Genomic DNA, 3,945 nt, shown 5'->3' with positions numbered 1-3,945 from the left:
CGGGCGGCCTCGGACACGAGGGTGCCCGCGTCGCTCGCGGGCTCCAGCAGCCCGCTCGGATGGAACTGGACGAGCTCGGGGTCCCGGATCCGGGCCCCGGCCAGGGCGGCCAGGCGAAAGGCGTCGCCCGTGTTCTCGTCGCGTCGGGAGGAGCTGCGCCGCCAGATGCGGGTGTGCCCGCCCGCGGCGAGGATGACGGCGTCGGAGCGCACGAGCACGGGGGTGCCCGTCACCGAGTCGAAGCCGTAGGCCCCGCAGGCCCGCCCGTCCTCGGCGAGGATTCGGGTGACGCAGACGGTGTCGAGGATGGGCACGCCGAGCTGTTCCGCGCGGCGGACCAGGGTGCGCTGGATCTCCAGGCCCGTGTAGTCCCCGCTGAAGGCCGTGCGCCGGAAGGTGTGCGCGCCGAAGAAGCGCTGGGAGATCCGGCCGTCGGCCTCGCGGGCGAAGCGCATCCCGTAGTGCTCCAGGTCGGCGATGCCCCGCGCCGCGTTCGAGGTCACGATCTCCACGATGCGTGGATCGGAGAGGCCGTAGCCCTCGGTGATGGTGTCGGCGGCGTGCTGCCGCCAGCTGTCCTCGGGGTCGACGGTGCCGAGCGCGGCGTTGACCCCGCCGGCGGCGAGGGTCGTGTGCGCGTCGTGCCTCGGTCGCTTGCTAAGGACGAGCACGTCTACGCCGAGCTCTCGCAGCTCGATCGCCGCGCGGAGTCCGGCGCCGCCGGCGCCGATCACGAGCACGGAGGTGGTCCGGCGATGGGTGAACCGTTCTTCGGTCATTGCTGATGTCTCCCTCATGTAAAACGAATAATCGTTCTGTTATGTAAGACCAGGTCCCCGTCTCTCGCAAGGACCATTTCGGGCCGGCCCCTCCGCCCCGGCAGTCTGCCGGTGCCCCCGAGGGGACGCGCTGATACATTGGAGAGTCCCCCGTCCCGCGTTGCGGGCCGGTTCCGACAGGAGGCGGTCAGTGCCCAGAATCACTCCAGCGCACCGACTGGCCAGGCGTGAGCAGATTGCCCGAGCCGCGGTCGAGCAATTCGCTCAGCACGGCATCCACTCCACCTCGATGGCGAACATTATTCGGGCCTCCGGGCTGTCCTCCGGAGCGATCTACACGCACTTCGAGAGCAAGGCCGAGATCATCGCGTTCGTGGCCCAGGGCACCTTCGATGCCATGTTTTCCGGGGTTGAGGTGGCCTCCCAGCTCTCGCCGCCCCCGGCCCCGGACGAGCTGCTCTCGATGATCACCGCCCGCATTCGCGGGGCGCCGTTTCCGGTCGGTCTCCTGGTGCAGGTGTGGGCAGAGGCCGTCACGAACCCCGTGGTCCGGGAGACCGTGAACGCGGTCTATCACCGGGCCTTCGAGGTCCTCGAGGGCTACGCCGAGCGCTGGCTCCGGGACGCGCATGGGCCGGGTGCTGGGGTCGCGCCCGAGGCCGCGGCGGGCTTGGCCGGTCGGATGATCAGCCAGTTTTACGCGCGGATCCTGCAGCTGTCCCTGATCGATAATTACGATCCCGATTCCCTGGGTATCGCGGAGGAACTGATCGAGGGCGACGCGACCCCCTAATCGGGGTGCCGCCGCGGCGCGGTAGCATTGAGCCATCGGGTGGCCCGGGCCCCCGATGCCCGGTGCCCGCGTGAGCGGACGCACACGGAACGCGCACGGAGCGTCCAGTGGTTCTCCAGAGACCCGCAGTAGCTTCGACTGGGTGCGACCCGCGATCAGGCTTCGGGCGCAGAACAAATTGGGAGAGGCATGGCGAAAGCACCGAAGGGCACGAGCGAGCGACGCTCGAACGTGCGGCACGGAAAGCAGCGTCGTTCCAGCGCCGTTCGGAACGTGGCGAAGGGCATCCTGACGAGCGCCCTCGTGCTCGGCATCAGCGCGGTCTCCATCGGGGCGTACGCGGCCTGGGACATCTCCACGCGGCTGAAGCCCACCGTGAACCTCGGCAACGACGTGCCAGACGGGGCGCAGATCAGCGCCAAGGAGGGCGAGCTGAACATCCTGCTCGCCGGCACGGACTCCCGCGAGGGTCAGAGCATTGACGACGGCGAGGAGGGCGAGCTCACCGATGTGCTCCTGCTCCTGCACGTCTCGGCGGACCACAAAAACGCCACCGTGATCAGCTTTCCGCGCGACCTGATGGTGCCCATCCCCAACTGTCCCATCGAGGACACCGAGGACGAGTACTACGACTCCATGAGCGAGCAGCAGATCAACTCCGCGATTTCCTACGGCGGGCTGCCCTGCACCGTGCGCACGGTCGAGGAGCTGACGGGGATCGACATCCCCTACGCCGGGCTGATCTCCTTCGACGGCGTGATCGCGATGTCGAACGCGGTCGGTGGCGTGGATGTCTGCCTGACGCAGCCCATCGTCGACCCAAACACGGACCTCGATCTGCCCGCGGGTGACATCACCCTGAAGGGCGTTGAGGCGCTCCAGTTCCTGCGCACTCGCTACGGCGTCGGCAACGGCGGCGATACGAGTCGCATCTCGAACCAACAGGTCTTCATGTCCGCGATGGTGCGCAAGATTAAGGACGCCGACACCCTCTCGAACCCGATGAAGGTGTACCAGCTCGCGAAGGCCACGGCCGAGAACGTGACCCTCACCGAGGGCCTGAACTCCGTGCCGGTGCTCCAGCAGATCGCGGGTGCGATCAAGGACATCGACCTCGACCGGATCAACTTCGTGCAGTACCCGAGCGGCACGCACCCGTACCAGAGCGGCCGCCTCACCCCCGATTACGCCTCCGCCCAAATCATGCTTGATGTGATCAAGGCCGGCGAGCGCTTCGAGGTCGGCGGCACGGGGGCCGCGGCCGAACTCAAGGACGGCGAGACGATCGAGGCGACCGCCCCCGAGGGCGAGGAGGCCCCGCCCGTGGAGGGTGAGGTCCCGGCCGAGGACGTGCCGAGCGAGACCCCGGAGGGCACGACGCCCGCCCCGGGCGCGGAGACCCCGAAGCCCGGACCAACGCAGCTCTCCGACAACGTGACGGGGCAGTCCGCGGCGACCGTGACCTGCTCCGCGGGGCGAACCCAGTACTAGGACCGCGGGGCGGTCCCGGAAAAACGGGCGAACCGCGGTCTCGATTTCCGGTGTCCGACACTCTCCCCTATGATTGAACACGTGCCATTGCGCACATGGAGTCGTCGCATAGTCAGGCCTAGTGCACCACCCTGCTAAGGTGGAGTCCTCGAAAGGGGACCGAGGGTTCAAATCCCTCCGACTCCGCCACGGACGCCCTCGGAACCACACGGTTCCGGGGGCGTTTTCGAGTGCAGCCGGACGGATCCGGGGCGGCCCCGAGTCCGGTGCCCGGGGTGACGGGGGCCGGAACGCGTCGTTCGGTGATTGAACTGTGATTCGGCTGAGGGCCAGGTGTGTGTCATCCTATTGAGGTTTTGTTTGTCACTCAGTCAGGAGCCACATTGAAGAACCTCACTCGCACGCTCGCCCCCGGAGCGCTGCTGCTTGCGGCCTCTCTCACCCTCTTCGGGTGCTCCGCACCCCAGACCCAGGGCGTCCCCTCGGACGTCGAGCAGTCCCAGAGCGCGCCCGCCGAGACGAACGCGGACCTGGACCGGATCATCGACGAGATCAACAGCCAGAAAGACATGATCATGGACAGCGCTCCTGGCATGTACACGGACGTTCGCGGGGTCGCCGAGTACCCGAGCACCGTGATCTACGAGTACGTCTACGCGGAGGCCGTTGACCCCAGCGCCGCGGAGGCCGGCTTTGAGCAGCTCTCCTCGACGCTCCAGGAGCTCAGCGACAGCACCCTGCTCCCCGAGATGGAGAAGGCCGGGATCACGGACAACCCCCAGGTGACCTACCGGTACCTGAACCCGAACGGCGACCTGGTGTGGGAAAAGACCTACAGCGCGACCCGCTAGGACTGCTCAGGAACACCCGACCGAGGGTGCT

General features: G+C 67.7%; 4 protein-coding genes and 1 tRNA gene. 4 read left to right on the top strand and 1 reads right to left on the bottom strand.

Annotation, left to right across the window (positions count from 1 at the left end):
• A partial coding sequence (locus OOT08_RS08720) for an FAD-dependent oxidoreductase (protein WP_325092247.1) occupies positions 1-779 on the bottom strand: 779 nt, incomplete at its 3' end.
• A gap of 190 nt (positions 780-969) precedes the next feature.
• Here OOT08_RS08720 and OOT08_RS08715 point away from each other — a divergent pair.
• The 4 genes from OOT08_RS08715 to OOT08_RS08700 all read left to right on the top strand — a co-directional run bounded on the left by OOT08_RS08715 (position 970) and on the right by OOT08_RS08700 (position 3,914).
• A complete protein-coding gene (locus OOT08_RS08715) occupies positions 970-1,572 on the top strand; it encodes a TetR/AcrR family transcriptional regulator (protein WP_325092245.1) in 603 nt (200 codons plus the stop codon).
• 189 nt (positions 1,573-1,761) lie between these two features.
• A complete protein-coding gene (locus tag OOT08_RS08710) occupies positions 1,762-3,063 on the top strand; it encodes an LCP family protein (RefSeq protein ID WP_325092243.1) in 1,302 nt (433 codons plus the stop codon).
• 97 nt (positions 3,064-3,160) lie between these two features.
• Positions 3,161-3,252, top strand: a tRNA-Ser gene (locus OOT08_RS08705).
• A 194-nt stretch (positions 3,253-3,446) separates the two neighbouring features.
• The gene (locus OOT08_RS08700) at positions 3,447-3,914 is read left to right on the top strand and encodes a hypothetical protein (protein ID WP_325092241.1); all 468 of its coding nucleotides are present in this window, start codon (positions 3,447-3,449) and stop codon (positions 3,912-3,914) included.
• The last annotated feature ends 31 nt before the right edge of the window (positions 3,915-3,945 follow it).

Origin of the sequence: Leucobacter sp. M11 (assembly GCF_035726885.1) — a bacterium.
Taxonomy (GTDB): domain Bacteria; phylum Actinomycetota; class Actinomycetes; order Actinomycetales; family Microbacteriaceae; genus JAPFRB01.
Note: the sequence above shows the minus strand (reverse complement) of the source record. Positions and strands in the feature narration are given on the sequence as shown.